The following is an 18,714-nucleotide window of genomic DNA, read 5'->3' on the forward strand; positions in this document are numbered from 1 at the left end:
AAGACCTACTAAGGGCGGCGCCTGATTCAGCAGGCTCGTCCAGGACTGATCAATTCAACTGTCGAACAAGAAGGTTCCTAAATCATGGCTAAGGCTAAATTTGAGCGGACGAAGCCGCACTGCAACATCGGCACCATCGGTCACGTCGACCATGGCAAGACCTCGCTGACCGCTGCGATCACCAAGGTGCTCGCCGAAACGACCGGCGGTACCGCCGTCGACTTCGCGAACATCGACAAGGCTCCCGAAGAGCGCGAGCGCGGCATCACCATTTCGACCGCGCACGTCGAATATGAAACCAGCAACCGCCACTATGCGCACGTCGATTGCCCGGGCCACGCCGACTATGTGAAGAACATGATCACCGGCGCAGCCCAGATGGACGGCGCGATCCTCGTCGTGTCGGCCGCTGATGGCCCGATGCCGCAGACGAAGGAGCACATCCTGCTCGCAAAGCAGGTCGGCGTTCCGACCATGGTCGTCTTCCTCAACAAGGTCGACCAGCTGGACGATCCCGAACTGCTCGAGCTCGTCGAACTCGAAATCCGCGAAGAACTTTCGAAGCGCGATTTCGACGGCGACAATATTCCGATCATCGCGGGTTCGGCCCTCGCTGCTCTGGAAAGCCGCGACGACAACATCGGCAAGGAAGCCATCCTGAAGCTGATGGAAGCCGTCGACAGCTGGATCCCGCAGCCCGAGCGTCCGCTCGACAAGCCGTTCCTGATGCCGATCGAAGACGTGTTCTCGATCTCGGGACGCGGTACCGTTGTGACCGGCCGTATCGAAACCGGCATCGTCAAGGTTGGTGAAGAAGTCGAAATCGTCGGCATCAAGGACACCAAGAAGACGACCGTCACCGGCGTCGAAATGTTCCGCAAGCTGCTCGACCAGGGCCAGGCCGGCGACAACGTCGGCGCGCTGATCCGCGGCGTCGGTCGTGAAGAAGTCGAGCGTGGCCAGGTTCTGGCGAAGCCCGGCTCGATCACGCCGCACACCGAGTTCACCTCGGAAGTGTACGTCCTGTCGAAGGACGAAGGCGGCCGTCACACGCCGTTCTTTGCGAACTATCGTCCGCAGTTCTATTTCCGCACCACGGACGTCACCGGCGAGGTCATTCTCCCCGAGGGTACCGAGATGGTGATGCCGGGCGACAACGTCCAGCTGTCGGTCAAGCTGATTGCTCCGATCGCCATGGACCCGGGTCTTCGCTTCGCAATTCGTGAAGGTGGCCGTACGGTTGGCGCAGGGGTTGTCGCGACCGTTACAAAGTAATATAGGGCCGCGAGCCGCGCGATTCGGAAGCGATTCGCGCGGCTCGTAGCTTAAAGATTTTTGATGGCCGAACCGGCTTCCTTCAGGGGGCCGGCACAGGCCATTTCGGCTCTTTCGCATCGTCAGACGGGATTCGACTGGAACAGTCATGGAAACGCAGAATATTCGCATTCGCCTGAAGGCCTTTGATCACCGCGTGCTCGATCAGGCCACCACCGACATTGCCGATACGGCACGTCGCACCGGAGCGCTTATTCGCGGCCCTATCCCGCTGCCGACGCGCATTGAAAAATTCACCGTGAACCGCGGCCCGCACATCGACAAAAAGTCGCGCGAGCAGTTCGAGGTGCGTACCCACAAGCGGCTGCTCGACATTGTGCAGCCCACCCCGCAGACGGTCGATGCGCTGATGAAGCTCGACCTTGCTGCTGGCGTGAACGTCGAGATCAAGCTGGCCTGAGCCAGCAAGCCCCGGTGAAAACCGGGGTCTCTATCGGCAGGTGGTTCGCCGCCTGCATTGTCCGGAGCGATCCGGACCGACGATAGGGTGGATACCGCCGGTCGCTTTCTTCGGAAGGCTTTTCGACCGGGCTGCGTCCCCCGTCTCGCCGCTTTTCCTTCGGGATGGCGGCACCTCAGCCCGGACGGGGCGATGCATCGAAATATTGGGCTGGGAGGGTTCTCGTCGAGGTTCGCCTTGATGGGGTCCCACACGCCGTGCGGAATGGTCCGCTCGGCCTCTGTTGAGGAGTTTGATCATGCGGACTGGCGTGATCGCGAAGAAAATGGGGATGACCCGCCTGTTTCAGGATGATGGCCGCCATGTGCCCGTCACCGTCCTGAGCCTCGAAGGCTGTCAGGTTATCTCCGTGCGCGAACAAGAACGTGACGGCTATGTCGCTGTCCAGCTCGGTGCTGGCTCGGCCAAGGCGAAGAATGTCGCCAAGCCGCAGCGCGGGGCATTCGGCAAGGCCGAAGTCGAACCGAAGGCGAAGGTCGTCGAATTCCGCGTCGCTGACGACGCGACGCTCGACGTCGGCGCCGAACTGTCGGCCGACCATTTCGTCGCCGGCCAGATCGTCGACATTCAGGGCGTGACCCAGGGCAAGGGCTTTGCCGGTGCGATGAAGCGTTGGGGTTTCGGCGGTATGCGCGCGACCCACGGCGTTTCGATCAGCCACCGTGCGCATGGTTCGACCGGTAACCGCCAGGATCCGGGCCGCGTCTTCAAGAACAAGAAGATGGCCGGTCATATGGGCGCGCGTAATCGCACCCAGCAGAATCTCGAAATCGTCCGCACCGACGTCGAGCGCGGCCTTCTCTTCGTCAAGGGTTCGGTCCCTGGCTCGAAGGGCGGCTGGCTGATGGTTCGCGATGCGGTCAAGCTGCCGCGTCACCCGGAGGCCCCCTATCCGGCGGGCATCAAGAGCGCGGCGAACGCCAACCAGGAAGCCCCGGCGGATGCACCGGTAGAGACCCCGACGGAAGAAACCGTCGTCGTCGATACCGCCACCACCGACGGCGCGCAGGAGTCCTGATCATGAAGGTCAAGGTTCAGACCATCGACGGCAAGGCCGGTACCGACATCGATCTCAATGACGATGTGTTCGGTGTCGACGCCCGCGCCGACATCCTGCACCGCGTCGTGGCATGGCAGCTCGAAAAGCGCCGTGGTCCGGCCCGTGCCGCCCGCGAGCGCAGCGATGTTGCCCGCACCGGCAAGAAGTTCGGTCGCCAGAAGGGCGGCGGTACTGCTCGTCACGGCGATCGCAAGGCACCGATCTTCATCGGCGGCGGCAAGGCGCACGGTCCCCGGGCCCGCACCTTCGGCCACTCGCTGAACAAGAAGATCCGTGCTCTTGGCCTCAAGATGGCGCTCAGCGACAAGGCGAAGGGCGGCAAGATCGTCGTTCTCGACACGCTCGAGCTGAAGGATGCCAAGACGAAGGCGCTCGCCGGCAAGCTCGGCAAGCTCGAACTCGGCAATCGCGCGCTGTTCATCGATGGTGACGCGGTTCACGAAAGCTTCGCCATGGCATCGGCCAACCTGATCGGCATCGACGCGATGCCGGCTGCGGGCGCCAATGTTTATGACATCATGCGCGCCGACACGCTGGTCCTGACCCGCGCGGCTGTCGAAAAGCTGGAGGCACGTTTCAATGGCTAAGGCAAAAACCGTCGATGCGCGTCACTATGACGTGATCCTGGCTCCAGTGATCACCGAAAAGTCGACGCTGCTCAGCGAAAACAACGCCGTGGTGTTCAAGGTCGCAAATGACGCGACCAAACCCGCGATCAAGGCCGCCGTCGAGGCGCTGTTCGATGTCAAGGTTCTGGCGGTCAACACGCTGGTTACCAAGGGCAAGACCAAGCGCTGGAAGGGCAAGCCCTACACCCGCAGCGACGTGAAGAAGGCGATTGTTCGTCTGGCCGAAGGCCAGTCGATCGACGTCACCACGGGCGTCTGAGCGTAGGGAAAGGCAGAGAAAATGGCACTTAAATCCTACAATCCGACCAGCCCCGCACAGCGCGGCCTGATCCTGATCGACCGTTCGAGTCTTTGGAAGGGCAAGCCCGTCAAGGCGCTGACCGAAGGCAAGAACAAGACGGGTGGCCGCAACAACAAGGGCCATGTCACGTCGCGCGGTATCGGCGGCGGTCACAAGCAGCGTTATCGCATCGTCGATTTCAAACGTCGCCTGTGGGACGTCGAAGGCACGGTCGAGCGTCTGGAATATGACCCCAACCGCACGGCCTTCATCGCGCTGGTCAACTATGGCAAGGACGACGCCGGCAAGGACCGCGTCGCTTACATCCTGGCGCCGCAGCGCCTGTCCGTCGGCGACAAGGTGATCGCGGGCAAGAAGACCGACGTGAAGCCGGGCAATGCGATGGAATTGTCGCAGATGCCGGTTGGCACGATCGTCCACAATATCGAGATGAAGCCGGGCAAGGGCGGCCAGATCGCCCGTTCGGCTGGCACCTATGCACAGGTCGTCGGTCGTGACCGCGGTCTCGTCATCGTGCGTCTCGGTTCGGGCGAACAGCGTTATATCCGTGGCGAATGCATGGGTACGGTTGGTGCGGTGTCGAACCCTGACAACGCCAACCAGACTCTCGCCAAGGCCGGCCGCAACCGCTGGGCAGGCAAGCGCCCGCTCACCCGCGGTGTCGCGAAGAACCCGGTCGATCACCCGCACGGCGGCGGCGAAGGCCGCACCTCGGGTGGCCGTCATCCGGTTACTCCGTGGGGCAAGCCGACCAAGGGTGCCCGTACCCGTCACAACAAGTCGACCGACAAGATGATCATCCGGTCGCGTCACGCGAAGAAGAAGAGGTAAGCCATGGCTCGCTCGGTCTGGAAAGGTCCTTTTGTGGACCTTCATCTCCTCAAGAAAGCCGAAACGGCCCAGGAAGGCAGCAGCAGTGCGCCTATCAAGACCTGGTCGCGTCGGTCCACCATCCTGCCGCAGTTCGTCGGGCTGACCTTCAACGTCTACAACGGCCGCAAGTTCGTGCCGGTGTCGGTGAACGAAGACATGGTCGGCATGAAGCTGGGTGAATTTGCGCCGACGCGCTTCTTCCCCGGTCACGCGGCCGACAAGAAGGGCAAACGCTAATGGGCAAGGAAAAGTCCCCCCGCCGCGTTGCGGATAATGAGGCGCTCTCGGTCGGCACGCAGATTCGCGGCTCGGCACAGAAGCTGAACCTCGTTGCCGCGCTGATCCGTGGCCGCAAGGTCGAAGACGCGATGAACATCCTCACCTTCTCGAAGAAGGCGATGGCTGTCGACGTGCGCAAGGTTCTCGCCAGCGCCGTCGCCAACGCGGAAAACAACCACAACCTCGATGTCGATGCGCTCGTCATCAAGGAAGCGAGCGTCGGCAAGTCGATCTCGATGAAGCGCTGGCACGCTCGTGGCCGCGGCAAGTCGACCCGGATCGTCAAGCCGTTCAGCCGCATCCGCATCGTGGTGCGCGAACAGGAAGAAGAGGCGTAAGATGGGCCAGAAGAGCAATCCGATCGGCCTGCGCCTGCAGGTCAACCGTACCTGGGACAGCCGCTGGTTCGCCGAAGGCCAGGACTATGGCCGCATGCTTGTCGAGGATCTGAAGATCCGCAAATATGTGTTCAAGACCCTGCCGCAGGCCGCGATCTCGAAGGTCGTGATCGAACGTCCGGCCAAGCTGTGCCGCGTGTCGATCTATGCCGCCCGTCCGGGTGTCATCATCGGCAAGAAGGGCGCGGACATCGAAAAGCTGCGCAAGGCACTCGGCGAACTGACGGGCAGCGACGTGTCGCTGAACATCGTCGAGATCCGCAAGCCCGAAGTTGACGCCAAGCTCGTCGGCCAGGGCATTGCAGACCAGCTCGAACGCCGCGTCGCATTCCGCCGTGCCATGAAGCGCGCCGTTCAGTCGGCGATGCGTCTGGGTGCGGAAGGTATCCGCATCAACTGCGCTGGCCGTCTCGGCGGCGCGGAAATCGCGCGTACCGAATGGTACCGCGAAGGCCGGGTGCCGCTGCACACGCTGCGCGCCAATGTCGACTATGCCGAGGCCGAAGCCCACACCGCTTATGGCGTGTGCGGCATCAAGGTCTGGATCTTCAAGGGCGAGATCCTTGGTCATGACCCGATGGCGACCGACCGTCTGATGCTCGACGCACAGACGACCGGTGTCCGTCCGGCTCGTGATGATCGCCGCTAAGGACTGCTGACATGCTGCAACCGAAAAAAACCAAGTTCCGCAAGGCTTTCAAGGGCCGCATCCATGGCAATGCCAAGGGTGGCACCAGCCTGAACTTCGGCTCCTACGGGCTGAAGGCGATGGAACCCGAGCGCATCACCGCGCGCCAGATCGAAGCGGCTCGCCGTGCGATCAGCCGTGCGATCAAGCGTCAGGGCCGTTTGTGGATTCGCATCTTCCCCGACGTCCCCGTGTCGTCGAAGCCTGCCGAAGTCCGCATGGGTAAGGGCAAGGGCGCACCCGAATATTGGGCCGCTCGCGTCAAGCCCGGCCGTATCCTGTTCGAACTCGACGGCGTTCCCGGCCCCGTGGCCGCGCTGGCGTTCGAACGTGCGGCGATGAAGCTGCCGATCAAGACGAAGGTCGTTGCCCGCCTCGGCGACACCTCGCACCTGGAGGGTTGAGGGCCATGGCCAAGACCGAAGATCTGACCAAGAAATCCGACGACCAGCTCTCCGAGCAGCTCGGCGAACTGAAGCGCGAGGCGTTCAACCTCCGCTTTCAGGCCGCCACCGGGCAGCTGGAAAAGGCGTCGCGGGTCAAGGAAGTGCGCCGCACCATCGCGCGCGTCAAGACCGAGCAGACCGGGCGTTCGCGCTCGGCTGCCAAGTAAGGAGACCGACCCATGCCGAAGCGCATTCTGACTGGCACGGTGGTGTCCGACAAAGGCGACAAGACCGTCGTGGTGAAAGTGGAGCGGAAGGTTAAGCACCCGCTCTACGGCAAGATCATCCGTCGTTCGAAGAAGTATCACGCCCACGATGAGGACAACGCCATCAAGGCTGGCGAGACCGTCCGCATCGAGGAAACGAAGCCGATTTCGAAGCTGAAGACCTGGAAGGTTCTCGACAAGGTCGAAACCTCGATCAAGGCCAAGGCGAGCGAAGTCTAAGACTTCATAGTTTCACGGAACCGCCGGGATGGCCCGGTAGGCCAAGGAAGAAGGAAATGCATCGATGATTCAGATGCAGTCACAATTGGAAGTCGCCGACAACAGCGGCGCGAAGCGCGTCCAGTGCATCAAGGTGCTGGGTGGCTCGAAGCGTCGTACGGCCGGCGTCGGCGATGTGATCGTCGTGTCGATCAAGGAAGCCCAGCCGCGCGGCAAGGTGAAGAAGGGCGATGTCCATCGCGCCGTCATCGTCCGCACCGCGAAGGACGTCCGCCGCGCGGATGGTTCGGTCATCCGCTTCGACAGCAACGCCGCCGTGCTCGTCAACAAGAACGAGGAGCCGATCGGCACCCGTATCTTCGGCCCCGTCGTCCGCGAACTGCGCGGCCGCGGCTATATGAAGATCATCAGCCTGGCGCCGGAGGTGCTCTGATCATGGCGAACAAGATCAAGAAGGGTGACACGGTTGTCGTCCTGTCCGGCAAGGACAAGGGCAAGACCGGCGAAGTGACGCAGAGCATGCCGAAGGATGGCAAGCTCGTCGTCGCCGGCGTCAACGTCATCACCCGCCACCGCAAGCCGAGCCAGACCAACCCGCAGGGCGGTCTGGAACGCAAGGAAGCGCCGCTCTTCGCGAGCAAGGTCGCGCTCGCCGATCCCAAGACCGGCAAGCCGACGCGCGTCCGCTTTGAAACCAAGGACGGCAAGAAGGTCCGCGTGGCCGTGAAGTCCGGGGAGACGATCAATGGCTGAGAATTACACCCCGCGCATGCGCACGCGCTATGACGATGTGATCGTCAAGGCGATGACCGAGAAGTTCGGTTACAAAAATGCGATGGAAGTCCCGAAGATCCAAAAGATCGTGCTCAACATGGGCGTCGGCGAAGCCACGCAGGACAAGAAGAAGGTCGAAGCGGCTGCTGCAGAAATGGAGCTGATCGCGGGCCAGAAGCCTGTCGTGACTAAGGCCAAGAAGTCGATCGCCCAGTTCAAGCTGCGCGAAGGCATGCCGATCGGTTGCAAGGTCACTCTGCGCCGCGAACGCATGTACGAATTTCTCGATCGTCTGATCACGATCGCGATGCCGCGCATCCGCGACTTTCGCGGCGTGTCGGCGACCAGCTTCGACGGTCGTGGCAACTATGCCATGGGCCTGAAAGAGCAGATCATCTTCCCCGAGATCAACTATGACCGCATCGACCAGGTGCGCGGCATGGACGTGATCGTCACCACCACCGCTCGCACGGATGAAGAAGCTCGCGAACTGCTCAAGCTGTTCGGCTTCCCCTTCCCGATCGAAGCGCAGGAAAAGGAAGCCGCCTGATCCCTTTGGGACCAGGCCGGCTCTTTCAAGAAGGAAAGAGAACTTAAGTCATGGCGAAACTGAGTTCGATGAACAAGAATGAGCGTCGCAAGCAGCTGGTGAAGAAATACGCCGGCCGCTATGCGAAGCTGAAGGCGATTGCAGCAGACAACTCGCTCGACGAGGGCGAACGTCTGATCGCGCGCCTCAAGATGGCGGAAATTCCGCGCAACGGTAACCCGACCCGCATCCGTAACCGGTGCGAGCTGACCGGGCGCCCGCGCGCCTATTATCGCAAATTCCGGCTGTGCCGTATCCAGCTCCGCGATCTGGCCAACAAGGGCCTGATCCCCGGTGTTGTGAAGTCGAGCTGGTAAGGGACTAGAAGATGGCAATGACCGATCCCCTGGGTGATATGCTCACCCGCATCCGCAACGGCCAGCAGGCGAAGAAGGACAGCGTCCTGACGCCGGCTTCGACGCTGCGCGTCCGCGTTCTCGATGTTCTCCAGCGTGAAGGCTATATCCGCGGCTACAGCGAAGAATCGCTGGGCGCGAAGGGCCAGCACAAAGGCATTCGCATCGAACTGAAATATTTCGAGGGCCAGCCGGCGATCCGCCACGTGGCGCGCGTCTCGAAGCCGGGCCGCCGCGTCTATTCGGGTTCGAAAGAACTGCCGATCGTGCGCAACGGCCTGGGCATCACCATCGTGTCGACCCCGCGCGGCGTCCTTTCGGATGCCGAGGCTCGCGAACATAATGTCGGCGGCGAAGTGCTGGCGGAGGTGTTCTGATGTCTCGCATTGGTAAAAAGGCCGTGGCCATCCCGAGCGGCGTCAGCGCCGCGATCGATGATGGCCAGCTGTCGGTCAAGGGTCCGAAAGGCACGCTTGCGATGCCGCTTTCGGACAACATCAAATATGAAGTCGGCGAAGGCAGCATCTCGGTGCAGCCCGCGAACGACACGCGTGAGGCACGTGCCTTCTGGGGCATGCAGCGCACGCTGGTGCAGAACCTGATCACGGGCGTGACCGAGGGCTTCACCAAGGTGCTCGAAATCACCGGTGTCGGCTATCGCGCGAACTCGCAGGGCAAGACGCTGAAGCTGCAGCTTGGCTACAGCCACGATGTCGATTTTGCGGTGCCGGAAGGCATCGAGATCAAGACGCCGGACAACACGACGATCGAGATCAGCGGCATCGACAAGCAGCAGGTCGGCCAGGTCGCGGCGGAAATCCGCCGTTGGCGCAAGCCCGAACCCTATAAGGGCAAGGGCATCAAATATCGCGGCGAGTACATCTTCCGCAAAGAAGGCAAGAAGAAGTAAGCCATGGCACATCTTACCACTTTCCAAAAACGTCGCCAGCGCGTCCGCACCGCGCTCCGTCAGCGTGCCGGTGGGCGTCCTCGCCTCTCGGTGCACCGCTCGGGCCGTCACATCTATGCGCAGCTCATCGATGACGCCGCCGGCAAGACGCTGGCTGCTGCTTCGACGCTCGACAAGGATGTCCGCGGCAAGACCGGCGCGACCGCTTCGGCTGCTGCCGATGTCGGCACGCGCCTCGCGGCTGCCGCCAAGAAGGCGGGCGTGACGCAGGTCGTGTTCGATCGCGGCGGCTTCCTGTTCCACGGGCGCATCAAGGCGCTGGCCGACGCGGCTCGCGAAGGCGGATTGGAGTTCTAATCATGGCAGACGAAGTACAGAACGTCGAAGGCGCTCCCGAAGCAGCCCCCACCACCGAAGGCCAGGCTCCGCGCCGCGGCCGTGGCGGTGGCGGTGGTCGCGATGGTGGTAACCGTGGCGGCCGTGACGGTGGCCGTGGCCGCCGCGACGATCGCCGTCCGCGCGACGAAGAGGGTGGCGAAGAGCTGATCGAAAAGCTCGTCCACATCAACCGCGTCTCGAAGACCGTGAAGGGCGGCAAGCGCTTCGGTTTCGCAGCACTCGTCGTCGTCGGTGACGGCAAGGGCCGCGCCGGTTTCGGTCATGGCAAGGCACGCGAAGTGCCGGAAGCCATTTCGAAGGCGACCGCTGCTGCGAAGAAGGCGATGATCCGCGTTCCGCTGCGCGATGGTCGCACGCTGCACCATGACGGCCGCGGTCATTTCGGTGCCGGCAACGTCACGCTGCGTTCGGCGCCCGCGGGTACCGGCATCATCGCCGGTGGTCCGATGCGCGCCGTGTTCGAATCGCTGGGCGTTGCCGATGTGGTGACCAAGTCGGTCGGCACGTCGAACCCCTACAACATGATCCGCGCGACTTTCGAGGCGCTCGGCGAACAGACCAGCCCGAAGTCGGTCGCGCAGCGTCGCGGCAAGAAGGTTTCGGATCTGATCAAGCGTGGCGGCGTGTCCGACCGCGCAGCCGAGGCCGAAGCCGCGGCGGTGACGGAGTAAGACCATGGCCGACAAGAAGATCAAGATCCGCCAGATCGGTTCGCCGATCCGTCGTCCCAAGGGCCAGCGCGCCATCCTGACCGGCCTCGGCCTGGGCAAGATGCACCGTGAGGTCGAACTGGTCGACACCCCGGAAGTGCGCGGCATGATCCGCAAGCTTCCGCATATGGTGGAAGTCATCGAGGGCTAAACGCCGATGAAGCTCTACCGCCTGCTGACCGGTCCCGACGACACTGCCTTTTGTGCGCGTGTCGAGGGGCTGCTCAATCGGGGGTGGCAGCTTCACGGCAGCCCGGCGATCACCAGTGTCGATGGCCGCGGCTATGTCGCCCAGGCCGTCGTGATGGACAAAGCCGGACCTTATCCCGGCTTCCAGCCATCGAGTGAAATCGAACCCGACTGAATTTCAGTCAGCGCGACAACAGCGAAAGCGAGTGCAAACATGACTATCAAACTCAACGAACTCCGTGACAACAATGGCGCCCGCAAGGGCCGTATGCGCGTCGGACGCGGCATCGGCTCGGGCAAGGGCAAGACCGCCGGCCGCGGCCAGAAGGGCCAGAAGGCACGCAGCGGCGTCGCGATCAACGGCTTCGAAGGCGGCCAGATGCCGCTTCACATGCGCATCCCGAAGCGCGGCTTCAACAACATCTTCGGCAAGGATTTCGCGATCGTGAATCTGGGCCAGATCCAGAAGCTGATCGACGCCAAGACGCTCGATGCGAAGGCCGTGATCGATCATGCCGCGCTCAAGGCAGCCGGCGTTGCCCGCGGCGGCAAGGACGGCGTTCGCCTCCTCGCCAAGGGCGAGCTGACCGCGAAGCTGAACTTCTCGGTTGCCGGCGCGTCGAAGGGCGCGATCGAAGCGGTCGAAAAGGCCGGCGGCAAGGTCGAACTGCCCGCACCGGTCGAACCCGGCGACGGCAAGAAGGCCAAGCGCAAGGCCGAAGCCGCCAAGAAGGATTGATGCACTTCAGGGGCGGAGCAGCGTCAGGCTGCGCCGCCCCTGACGCATTTGAATCGGGCCTTTCCCCTTGCGCATCGTGACCTCCGAACGCACATAGGCGCCGGGTCGCGGGGGGCGCGGTCCGGAACCCGAGGAAAATACCCATGGCCTCTCGCGCCGACCAGCTTGCTTCCAACCTGAACTTCTCGAAATTCGGTCAGGCGACCGAACTCAAGAACCGCATCTGGTTCACGATCGGTGCGCTGATCGTCTTCCGCTTCCTGTCGTTCGTGCCGCTGCCGGGTGTCGATCCGGTGGCGCTGTCGCGTCTCTATTCGCAGGCGGCGTCAGGCGGCGTTCTCGACATTTTCAACACTTTCTCGGGCGGCAGCCTGGAGCGCATGAGCATCATCGCGCTCGGCGTGATGCCCTATATTACGGCGTCGATCGTCGTTCAGCTCGCCTCGGCGCTCGCTCCCAGCCTTGCCGCTCTCAAGAAAGAGGGCGAAAGCGGGCGCAAGAAGCTCAACCAATATACGCGCTACGGCACGGTCTTCCTGACCGCGATCCAGGGCTATTTCATCGCCGTCGGCCTCGAAACGCTCGGCGGCAGCCAGGGCATTGCCGCGGTCGTCGATCCGGGGCTGATGTTCCGCATCGGCGCTGTCATCAGCATCGTCGGCGGTACGCTGTTCCTAATGTGGCTTGGCGAACAGATCACCAGCCGCGGGATCGGCAACGGCGTGTCGCTGATCATCATGGCAGGCATTCTGGCGCAGCTGCCGCGCAGCTTCGCGCAGATGTTTACGCAGGTGCGCGAAGGCTCGATGGGCGGCGGCACGATCGTCGCGGTCGTCGGCGGCGCGATCGTCGTCATCGCCTTCATCAGCTTCATGGAGCGCGCCCAGCGCCGGGTGCTGGTCCAATATCCAAAGCGTGCGACGCAGCGCGGAGGGATGCAGGCGGACCGCAGCCACCTGCCGCTCAAGGTCAACACCGCAGGCGTCATCCCGCCGATCTTCGCCTCGTCGCTGCTGCTGATGCCGCTCACGGTGACGCAGATGCTCGGCAACAATATGAAGGGCGATACGGCGACCGGCGACTTCCTGATCACGCTGAATCAGTATCTCGCGCACGGCCAGCCGCTCTATATGGCGCTCTATGCTGCCGGCATCATCTTCTTCTGTTTCTTCTACGTCGCGGTCGTCTTCAACCCCGAGGAAACCGCCGACAATCTGAAGCGCCAGAACGGGTTCATCCCTGGCATCCGCCCCGGCAAGAACACCGCCGCCTATCTCGATTTCGTGCTGACGCGCATCACCGTCATCGGCGCGGCGTATCTGGCTGCGATCTGCCTCATCCCCGAATATTTCATCGCGGGATCGGGCCTGCCGTTCCAGCTTGGCGGCACCAGCCTGCTGATCATCGTCAACGTCACGATCGATACGATCAGCCAGATCCAGAGCCACATGCTCGCGCATCAATATGGCGATCTCATCAAGAAAGCCAAATTGAAGGGCGGCGTTGCGCGGCGCTGATCGCCAAGCTACGGCAGCTGCTACAGGGCAGAGGCAACAGGGGCTTCCATGACGCTGAACATCATTTTGCTGGGTCCGCCGGGGGCGGGCAAAGGTACGCAGGCCTCGCGGCTCGAGGACGAGCATGGCATGATCCAGCTCTCGACTGGCGACATGCTGCGCGCCGCGGTCAAGGCGGGAACCCCGATCGGCGTTCAGGCCAAGGCTGTCATGGACGCAGGCGAGCTGGTGTCGGACGAGATCGTCTCGGGCCTGATCGGCGAACGGCTCGACGAACTTGGCGGCGACACCTCGGTAATCTTTGACGGCTATCCGCGCACCGCGGCGCAGGCTGACGCGCTCGACCAGATTCTTTCGAACCGCGGCCGCAAGCTCGATCATGTGATCGAGCTGGTGGTAGAGGAAGACGCGCTCGTCGACCGCATCACGGGCCGCTTCAGCTGCGCCAAATGCGGCGAGGGCTATCACGATCGGTACAAGCTGCCCAAGGTGGCGGATGTTTGCGACGTTTGCGGCAGCACCGAATTCAAGCGCCGCCCCGACGACAATGAGGAAACGGTGCGCACGCGCATGGCCGAATATCGCGCCAAGACGGCGCCGATCCTGCCGATCTACGAAGCGCGCGGTATCGTGAGTCAGGTCGACGGGATGGCGCCGATCGACCAGGTCAACAGCGCGATCGAAGCGATCCTCGGCGACTAGTCAGCCTTTCCGCCCGCGTCTATGAAGACGGCAAAGGGGGACAGGCCATGCATCTCAAGACAGCTTTCGTCGCAGCGCTGCTTTCGGCGGCAGGCTTCGCCGCCGTTCCGGCGCAGGCGAAGGTCATCGACCAGAGCGATATCGGCTTCACCGTCGCGCACAGCGCGCAGGTCGCCGCATCGCCCGAGGATGTATGGAAGATGCTCCGTACTCCCGACAAATGGTGGTCGAAGGACCATAGCTGGTCGGGCGACGCCGCGAATTTCTGGCTCGATTCGCAGGCCGGGGGCTGCTTCTGCGAAAAGCTGCCCGGCGAGGCCGGCGGCGCGATGGGCAGCGTCCAGCACGCGCGGATCATCTTCGCCAGGCCGAACGAGATGATGCGCCTGTCGGGCGCTTTCGGCCCGCTGCAGGGCGAGGCGGTCACCGGCACGCTGACCATCCAGATCAAGGCGACCCCGACCGGCAGCGCGATCCGCTTCGACTATGTCGTCGGCGGCTATATGCGCTTCAAGGTCGCTGATGTTGCGCCCGGCGTCGACAAGGTGCTCGGCGAGCAGCTCGTCGGGCTGGCGAAGGCGCTCGGCGGCTCGCTCGCGGTCGCGCACGACGCGAAGGATGGCGAAGCCAAACAGGCGCCCGCGAAGGATGAACCGGCAAAGGACGAGCCTGGTCTGGATGCCGCGGTGGCCGATCTCGTCAAGGAAGCGCCGAAGGACGCGCCCGAAGGCGACTAGGGTCGCCCCGACACCGCTAGGCTTTCGGCTTGCCCTGCAATTTTGCGAGTGCGGCAAACGGCCCGGCCTGCTCTTCGCTGAGCACGCCTCTCTCGGCAAGGATGCGGTCGGCGTCAGGATGGCGAGGAAAGGGTGCGAGCGCGAGCGACAGGGTCTGAACCCCGACTTCGCCCAGATCGATCCGGTCGCCTTCGAGCGGCAAGATGTCGCAGTCGGCATCGGCGATCTCGATTTCTTCTTCCGCGCTGGCTTCGGCACCGACGTCGCGCAGGAAGCGGAGATCGAAAGGCTCGCTCAGCCGCGCCGGCACCGGCAGGTCGGTCGCGGCGCAGCTTTGGACGACATGGGCATCGACTTTGCCCCTGGTGGCGATACCGCCTGCAACTGCGCGGATTTCGGCTTTTACGATGAAGCGATCGAGCGCGACGAGGCCCAGCCGCCTGGCGATGGCGACACGCGCCGCTTCATCAGCCTCGATCGCCACGTCGCGACCCTGGCCCGCGTCGGCGAGCGTGACGATGTGCGAGAATTCGGGCGCTGTCATGCGCGCTCCGGCAGTCGCTCGGCAGCGATCAGCCTCTCGACCGGCATCGCGGACAGGCCGGCGCGCAAGGCGGCGACTTCCGCCATGACATGCGCCAGTCCCGCGTCGGGCGCATCCTTGCCACGCCACAGGTTGCGGATCAGCGCAGCCTTCAGCTCGTCCGATCCATCGGCGGCGCGATAGGCGCCGAGCCGGCCACCGAGTGCGCCGACCATCCGCCCGATCTGCTTTCCGACGACCATGTCGCCAAAGCCGATCTGGCGCATCTGGCCGTCCATATCGTCCACGAACAATTCGGTGAGATGGACGCCGGCGAGCGCTTGCGCCGGTTCCTCGTCGATGCGGTGGAGCACCAGCGCAAGCACGAGGCTGATCATGTCGAAGCGGCCGTCCAGCGTGTCGGGAACATCGCCGTCGGCATACCAGTGCGGATCGCGCGCCGTGGCCACGACGGCGTTCCAGAGCGGGCGTCGCGCGTCGCGCGGATCGGGCCCGGATGTGAAGAGTTTGCGGAGCGAAGAAAACATGCGGCAACGCTTAGGCCGAATCCTGTCGTCCGAAAAGGCCCCTCGGTCAGCTTGGCGCAAGCTTTGCCGCGCCATAAGCCGCTTGTGCCCGCCGTCTGCTTGCGGTTAAGAGGCGCCAGAACCAGCGCCGCAACCCGCCGAGGGGAAAAGCGGCGCAACGGAGATATGTTGATGCCGACCCACAACCCGAAGCTTCCTGCCCGTCCCGCACGCCTGATCGTCGGCGGACTGGTGCTCGCGCTGACCGCTAGCGGCTGCGCGCAGCTGAAAGGGCGGCAGGGCTATGTCGTTGATCCCATATTGACCGAGGCGGTCGCGCCTGGCGTCGACAATCGCGAATCGGTTGAAAAGACGCTCGGCCGCCCGACTTTCGTTGGCCAGTTCAGCGACAATGAATATTATTATGTGTCCCGCGAAACGCGCCAGCTCGCCTTCGCCCGGCCGCGCCCGGTGGCGCAGCAGGTGTTGCGCGTGCGCTTCGATCCCGCGGGCAATGTCGTCGCGGTCGACAAGACCGGGCTCGAACTCGTCAGCAAGATCAGCCCCGAAGGCGACAAGACGCCGACGCTCGGCCGTCATCGCAGTTTCTTCGAAGATATCTTCGGCAATATTGGTGCCGTCGGCGCGCCGGGCACCGGCGGGGCAGGCGGCGGCTCGCAGGGCCAGTAACATCCCTTCACCTCCCCCTCGCTTCGCGACGGGAGGATCAAAAACTTACTGCGCGATTCCGCCTGCAGCTAACACAGCGAGCGTGACAAGGTCGGACGCCGTCGACGCCATCGTCGCGACCTGCACGGGCTTTTCCATCCCGACCAGCATCGGACCAATGACCGCGCCGCCGCCCAGTTCGCGCAGCAGTTTCGCCGACAGGTTCGCCGATTGCAGACCGGGCATGACCAGCACGTTGGCCGGGCCCGACAGGCGGCAGAAGGGATAATTCTTCATCACCTTCTCGTTGAGTGCGACATCGGGCGCCATTTCGCCTTCATACTCGAAGCCCGGATTGCGTTCGTCAAGAATGCACACGGCGTCGCGAATATTATCGAGCCATGAGCCCGGCGGGTTTCCGAAGGTCGAATAGGACAGAAATGCGACGCGTGGTTCGTGCCCCATGCGCCGCGCGACCTGCGCGGTGCGTTCGGCGATGTCGGCGAGCATCTCGGCTGTCGGGCGCTCGTTGACGGTCGTGTCGGCCATGAAGATCGTGTGATGCTGGTCGACCAGAACATGGATGCCGAACGGAGTCTTGCCCTCGGCATGGTCGATCACGCGCCGCACTTCACGCATCGACTGCGAATAGGTGCGCGTCGTGCCGGTGATCATCGCGTCGGCAAGGCCGAGCTTGAGCAGCAGCGAGCCGAAGATGTTGCGATCACGGTTGACCATGCGCTCGACGTCGCGGCGCAGATAACCGCGGCGCTGTAGCCGTTCATAGAGCAGGTCGACCATCTGCGGCACATGCGGCGAATTGACGCTGTTGTGAACTTCATAGCTATCGGGGTCGGACACGCCCATTTCGACCAGCTTGTCGCGAAGCCCTTCGCGCCCGACGAGCACAGGCGTGCCATAACCGCCGTCGCGGAACTGGATGGCGGCGCGCAAGACGACTTCTTCTTCACCCTCGGCAAAGACGACGCGCTTCGGATTCGATCGCGCGGCCTCATAGGCCAAGGTGAGAACCGAGGTTGTCGGGTTGAGGCGAGCGCGGAGGGTGTTGCGATACTCGTCGAGATCCTGAATCGGGTGCTGCGCGACGCCCGTTTCCATCGCGGCCTTGGCGACTGCGGCGGGGACGATTTCCATCAGGCGCGGGTCGAAGGGCGACGGGATGATATATTCGGGACCGAAGCTCGAGGCACGCCCGCCATAGGCTGCGGCCACTTCCTCGGGCACCTGCTGGCGCGCGAGATCGGCGATCGCATAGGCCGCGGCAATTTTCATCTCTTCGTTGATTGCGGTCGCGCGCACGTCGAGCGCGCCGCGAAAGATGAAGGGGAAACACAGCACATTGTTGACCTGGTTCGGATAGTCCGAACGCCCGGTCGCGATGATCGCGTCGGGCCGCGCCGCGCGTGCGTCGGGCGGCGAGATTTCGGGATCGGGATTCGCCATCGCGAAGATGATCGGCGCCGGAGCCATATCCTTGACCATCTCGGGCTTGAGCGCGCCTGCGGCCGACAACCCCAGGAACACATCGGCGCCGACGAGCGCTTCGGTCAGGTTGCGCGTTTCGGTCGGTACCGCATGCGCCGACTTCCACTGGTCCATGCCTTCGGTTCGACCCTGGTAGATCGTCCCCTTGCGGTCGCACATGATGACATTTTCATGCCGCACGCCCATCGACTTGATGAGCGAGGTACAGGCGATCGCTGCCGCGCCGGCACCATTGACGACGACCTTCACCGTCGCGAGGTCGCGCCCGGTCAGATAACAGGCATTGATCAGGCCCGCCGCGGTGATGATCGCGGTGCCGTGCTGATCGTCGTGGAACACCGGGATGTTCATCTTTTCCTTCAGCGCTTGCTCGATGATGAAGCAGTTGGGCGCCGCAATGTCCTCGAGGTTGATGCCGCCAAAGCTTGGCTCGAGAAGTTCGACCGCTTCGATGAAACGCTGCGGATCTTCGGTGTCGACTTCGAGGTCGATCGAATCGACGTCGGCGAAGCGCTTGAACAGCACCGCCTTGCCTTCCATCACGGGCTTAGAAGCCAGCGCGCCGAGATTGCCGAGGCCGAGAATCGCGGTGCCGTTCGATATCACCGCGACCAGATTGCCCTTGATCGTATAGTCATAGGCCTTGGCCGGATCCTCGGCGATCGCCTTCACCGGAACCGCAACACCGGGCGAATAGGCGAGGCTGAGGTCGCGCTGGGTCGCCATCGGTTTCGACGCGACGATCTCGATTTTGCCGGGTCGGCCATATTCGTGGTAAAGCAGGGCCTCGCGGTCCGAAAACTGCACCTTGCTGCCGCTGTCCATCCTGATTCCCCTAAATTCGATTGTCAGACGCGCGCCCGAGCCCAATCCCTAGCGTCGCCGACGGCGATTGTAACCGCCAATGTTGCAGTCCTGTGCCTTGCCATGCCGCTGCCATCGACTAAGCAGG

At 63.2% G+C, this 18,714-nt stretch carries 30 protein-coding genes; 27 read left to right on the plus strand and 3 right to left on the minus strand.

The features are described 5' to 3' along the window. Positions 1 to 84 precede the first annotated feature (84 nt). From tuf to ACO055_RS13630, 26 genes are all read left to right on the plus strand, one after another. Positions 85 to 1,275: an elongation factor Tu gene (tuf, locus tag ACO055_RS13505; protein ID WP_422059406.1), complete on the plus strand. Its 1,191-nt coding sequence runs from the start codon at positions 85 to 87 to the stop codon at positions 1,273 to 1,275. Positions 1,276 to 1,423: 148 nt separating this feature from the next. Further along, positions 1,424 to 1,735, plus strand: a complete 312-nt coding sequence (rpsJ, locus tag ACO055_RS13510) for a 30S ribosomal protein S10 (RefSeq protein ID WP_011543089.1) — start codon at positions 1,424 to 1,426, stop codon at positions 1,733 to 1,735. 298 nt (positions 1,736 to 2,033) lie between these two features. Continuing rightward, the gene (gene rplC, locus ACO055_RS13515) at positions 2,034 to 2,813 is read left to right on the plus strand and encodes a 50S ribosomal protein L3 (protein WP_422059407.1); all 780 of its coding nucleotides are present in this window, start codon (positions 2,034 to 2,036) and stop codon (positions 2,811 to 2,813) included. A gap of 2 nt (positions 2,814 to 2,815) precedes the next feature. Further along, positions 2,816 to 3,442: a 50S ribosomal protein L4 gene (gene rplD, locus ACO055_RS13520; protein ID WP_422059408.1), complete on the plus strand. Its 627-nt coding sequence runs from the start codon at positions 2,816 to 2,818 to the stop codon at positions 3,440 to 3,442. Then, positions 3,435 to 3,743, plus strand: coding sequence for a 50S ribosomal protein L23 (locus tag ACO055_RS13525; protein WP_294037124.1), 309 nt, complete (start codon positions 3,435 to 3,437; stop codon positions 3,741 to 3,743). Before rplD ends, ACO055_RS13525 begins: the two co-directional genes overlap by 8 nt. A gap of 21 nt (positions 3,744 to 3,764) precedes the next feature. Further along, entirely contained in the window at positions 3,765 to 4,616 is an 852-nt protein-coding gene (gene rplB, locus ACO055_RS13530) for a 50S ribosomal protein L2 (protein ID WP_422059409.1), read from the plus strand. A gap of 3 nt (positions 4,617 to 4,619) precedes the next feature. Further along, positions 4,620 to 4,895: a 30S ribosomal protein S19 gene (gene rpsS / locus ACO055_RS13535; protein ID WP_166945010.1), complete on the plus strand. Its 276-nt coding sequence runs from the start codon at positions 4,620 to 4,622 to the stop codon at positions 4,893 to 4,895. Continuing rightward, positions 4,895 to 5,275, plus strand: coding sequence for a 50S ribosomal protein L22 (gene rplV, locus ACO055_RS13540; protein WP_037515650.1), 381 nt, complete (start codon positions 4,895 to 4,897; stop codon positions 5,273 to 5,275). The genes rpsS and rplV overlap by 1 nt, the downstream gene beginning before the upstream one ends. A 1-nt stretch (position 5,276) precedes the next feature. Beyond that, positions 5,277 to 5,984 (plus strand): 30S ribosomal protein S3, encoded by a 708-nt coding sequence (rpsC, locus tag ACO055_RS13545; RefSeq protein WP_422059410.1) that lies wholly within the window; start codon positions 5,277 to 5,279, stop codon positions 5,982 to 5,984. An 11-nt stretch (positions 5,985 to 5,995) separates the two neighbouring features. Then, the gene (gene rplP, locus ACO055_RS13550) at positions 5,996 to 6,427 is read left to right on the plus strand and encodes a 50S ribosomal protein L16 (protein ID WP_422059411.1); all 432 of its coding nucleotides are present in this window, start codon (positions 5,996 to 5,998) and stop codon (positions 6,425 to 6,427) included. A 5-nt stretch (positions 6,428 to 6,432) separates the two neighbouring features. Further along, on the plus strand, positions 6,433 to 6,636 hold the full coding sequence (gene rpmC / locus ACO055_RS13555; protein WP_422059412.1) for a 50S ribosomal protein L29: 204 nt from the start codon (positions 6,433 to 6,435) through the stop codon (positions 6,634 to 6,636). A 12-nt stretch (positions 6,637 to 6,648) separates the two neighbouring features. Continuing rightward, entirely contained in the window at positions 6,649 to 6,915 is a 267-nt protein-coding gene (rpsQ, locus tag ACO055_RS13560) for a 30S ribosomal protein S17 (RefSeq protein ID WP_422059413.1), read from the plus strand. A gap of 64 nt (positions 6,916 to 6,979) precedes the next feature. Continuing rightward, on the plus strand, positions 6,980 to 7,348 hold the full coding sequence (gene rplN, locus ACO055_RS13565) for a 50S ribosomal protein L14 (protein WP_011543078.1): 369 nt from the start codon (positions 6,980 to 6,982) through the stop codon (positions 7,346 to 7,348). Continuing rightward, complete coding sequence (gene rplX / locus ACO055_RS13570; protein WP_422062468.1) at positions 7,348 to 7,668, plus strand: 50S ribosomal protein L24; 321 nt, start codon at positions 7,348 to 7,350, stop codon at positions 7,666 to 7,668. The genes rplN and rplX overlap by 1 nt, the downstream gene beginning before the upstream one ends. After that, positions 7,661 to 8,239 (plus strand): 50S ribosomal protein L5, encoded by a 579-nt coding sequence (rplE, locus tag ACO055_RS13575; RefSeq protein ID WP_422059414.1) that lies wholly within the window; start codon positions 7,661 to 7,663, stop codon positions 8,237 to 8,239. The genes rplX and rplE overlap by 8 nt, the downstream gene beginning before the upstream one ends. A 50-nt stretch (positions 8,240 to 8,289) precedes the next feature. Then, positions 8,290 to 8,595: a 30S ribosomal protein S14 gene (gene rpsN, locus ACO055_RS13580; protein ID WP_422059415.1), complete on the plus strand. Its 306-nt coding sequence runs from the start codon at positions 8,290 to 8,292 to the stop codon at positions 8,593 to 8,595. 11 nt (positions 8,596 to 8,606) lie between these two features. Further along, on the plus strand, positions 8,607 to 9,011 hold the full coding sequence (rpsH, locus tag ACO055_RS13585) for a 30S ribosomal protein S8 (RefSeq protein ID WP_058454357.1): 405 nt from the start codon (positions 8,607 to 8,609) through the stop codon (positions 9,009 to 9,011). Continuing rightward, entirely contained in the window at positions 9,011 to 9,544 is a 534-nt protein-coding gene (gene rplF, locus ACO055_RS13590; protein WP_422059416.1) for a 50S ribosomal protein L6, read from the plus strand. The genes rpsH and rplF overlap by 1 nt, the downstream gene beginning before the upstream one ends. Before the next feature lie 3 nt (positions 9,545 to 9,547). Further along, the gene (gene rplR, locus ACO055_RS13595; RefSeq protein ID WP_422059417.1) at positions 9,548 to 9,901 is read left to right on the plus strand and encodes a 50S ribosomal protein L18; all 354 of its coding nucleotides are present in this window, start codon (positions 9,548 to 9,550) and stop codon (positions 9,899 to 9,901) included. A 2-nt stretch (positions 9,902 to 9,903) separates the two neighbouring features. Further along, positions 9,904 to 10,614, plus strand: a complete 711-nt coding sequence (gene rpsE / locus ACO055_RS13600) for a 30S ribosomal protein S5 (protein WP_422059418.1) — start codon at positions 9,904 to 9,906, stop codon at positions 10,612 to 10,614. A gap of 4 nt (positions 10,615 to 10,618) precedes the next feature. Continuing rightward, entirely contained in the window at positions 10,619 to 10,804 is a 186-nt protein-coding gene (gene rpmD / locus ACO055_RS13605; RefSeq protein ID WP_237835816.1) for a 50S ribosomal protein L30, read from the plus strand. A gap of 6 nt (positions 10,805 to 10,810) precedes the next feature. Beyond that, positions 10,811 to 11,017 carry a DUF1737 domain-containing protein gene (locus ACO055_RS13610; RefSeq protein ID WP_422059419.1) on the plus strand — a complete coding sequence of 69 codons (207 nt, stop codon included), beginning with the start codon at positions 10,811 to 10,813 and terminating at the stop codon, positions 11,015 to 11,017. 39 nt (positions 11,018 to 11,056) lie between these two features. After that, positions 11,057 to 11,581: a 50S ribosomal protein L15 gene (gene rplO / locus ACO055_RS13615; protein ID WP_422059420.1), complete on the plus strand. Its 525-nt coding sequence runs from the start codon at positions 11,057 to 11,059 to the stop codon at positions 11,579 to 11,581. A 143-nt stretch (positions 11,582 to 11,724) separates the two neighbouring features. After that, entirely contained in the window at positions 11,725 to 13,098 is a 1,374-nt protein-coding gene (secY, locus tag ACO055_RS13620; RefSeq protein ID WP_422059421.1) for a preprotein translocase subunit SecY, read from the plus strand. Between the two features lie 54 nt (positions 13,099 to 13,152). Then, the gene (locus ACO055_RS13625) at positions 13,153 to 13,800 is read left to right on the plus strand and encodes an adenylate kinase (RefSeq protein WP_422062469.1); all 648 of its coding nucleotides are present in this window, start codon (positions 13,153 to 13,155) and stop codon (positions 13,798 to 13,800) included. 47 nt (positions 13,801 to 13,847) lie between these two features. Then, the gene (locus ACO055_RS13630) at positions 13,848 to 14,537 is read left to right on the plus strand and encodes a hypothetical protein (protein ID WP_422059422.1); all 690 of its coding nucleotides are present in this window, start codon (positions 13,848 to 13,850) and stop codon (positions 14,535 to 14,537) included. Positions 14,538 to 14,553: 16 nt separating this feature from the next. Here the strand turns inward: ACO055_RS13630 and ACO055_RS13635 are convergent, their stop codons facing one another. Then, positions 14,554 to 15,081 carry a YceD family protein gene (locus ACO055_RS13635; RefSeq protein WP_422059423.1) on the minus strand — a complete coding sequence of 176 codons (528 nt, stop codon included), beginning with the start codon at positions 15,079 to 15,081 and terminating at the stop codon, positions 14,554 to 14,556. Then, the gene (locus tag ACO055_RS13640) at positions 15,078 to 15,608 is read right to left on the minus strand and encodes a ubiquinol-cytochrome C chaperone family protein (RefSeq protein ID WP_422059424.1); all 531 of its coding nucleotides are present in this window, start codon (positions 15,606 to 15,608) and stop codon (positions 15,078 to 15,080) included. The genes ACO055_RS13635 and ACO055_RS13640 overlap by 4 nt, the downstream gene beginning before the upstream one ends. Before the next feature lie 171 nt (positions 15,609 to 15,779). On the opposite strand from ACO055_RS13640, the gene ACO055_RS13645 reads away from it, so the two are divergent. After that, complete coding sequence (locus ACO055_RS13645) at positions 15,780 to 16,277, plus strand: outer membrane protein assembly factor BamE (RefSeq protein WP_422059425.1); 498 nt, start codon at positions 15,780 to 15,782, stop codon at positions 16,275 to 16,277. A 45-nt stretch (positions 16,278 to 16,322) separates the two neighbouring features. Here the strand turns inward: ACO055_RS13645 and ACO055_RS13650 are convergent, their stop codons facing one another. Next, positions 16,323 to 18,587 (minus strand): NADP-dependent malic enzyme, encoded by a 2,265-nt coding sequence (locus ACO055_RS13650; RefSeq protein ID WP_422059426.1) that lies wholly within the window; start codon positions 18,585 to 18,587, stop codon positions 16,323 to 16,325. Positions 18,588 to 18,714 lie beyond the last annotated feature (127 nt).

Source organism: Sphingopyxis sp. (assembly GCF_965227415.1).
Classification (GTDB): Bacteria; Pseudomonadota; Alphaproteobacteria; order Sphingomonadales; family Sphingomonadaceae; genus Sphingopyxis.